We start from the raw sequence: 784 nt of genomic DNA on the forward strand, positions 1-784 counted from the left end.
CCGCCTGCGCAGCCCCATCAACCGTCAAGTCGCGCCCCGCCGACGCCCGCAGATCGCGCGCCGCCTGCATGGTGGCGCCAGGCGCGATGCGTACATCGCCTGCGGCGCTGACCTGCAGGTCGCCCGTCAGGGCGATCAGGTTTCCGCCGACATTCACACCCACGCCGGCCTCGGTGCCAATCAAGCGGATGCTATTCGCGTACATGCCGCCCAAGGCCGCGGTATCCAACGCCAAGGCAGGCGGAGCCCCCTCGCCACTCTGCGCCGATACGGCGCCTGTCGAATAATCGACGCGCGACGCGCCCGCGGTTACGTTGAGCCGATCCGCCCACACGCCGGCGTTAATCTCCAGGCTTCGGGCAATCAGGTCGACCTGGCTGACATTAGCCCCGTACAGGCCTTCGCCCTCCACGCGGATCTTGCCCGCGGCCACGTCCAGCGCAATGCTCCCGTCCGGCCCGACTTGCGGCCGCCCGGTTGTCAAGGTGGCACGGGTTGCGTTCAAGAACCCGCAGCCATTGCAAGTGATGCCCGCCGGGTTGGCGACGATGATATTGGCGCGGTTGCCCGCGACTTCCAGCGTGCCCAGCAATTGCGACGGGTTTGGCGCCGTGACCTGGTTCAGGATCGTCGTTGCACGCTGGTTGCCCAACATGACGTTGCCGGCGACTTGGCCGGCTAATTGGGATTGGCTGGCCCCCCCGCTGTTGTTCAGCACTACGCCCGACGGGCCCACGTTGAATTGGGTATAGCGGTTGTTGGAAACCCCGCCCGCCGACGGCGG

The 784-nt window shown here is 67.1% G+C and carries 1 protein-coding gene; it reads right to left on the reverse strand.

Features of this window, described 5'->3' with window-relative positions:
* A partial coding sequence (locus ACI0FO_RS29415; RefSeq protein ID WP_416032095.1) for a filamentous hemagglutinin N-terminal domain-containing protein occupies positions 1–784 on the reverse strand: 784 nt, incomplete at both ends.

Source organism: Achromobacter marplatensis (assembly GCF_049060505.1).
In the GTDB taxonomy this organism is placed as follows: Bacteria; Pseudomonadota; Gammaproteobacteria; order Burkholderiales; family Burkholderiaceae_B; genus Achromobacter; species Achromobacter marplatensis_A.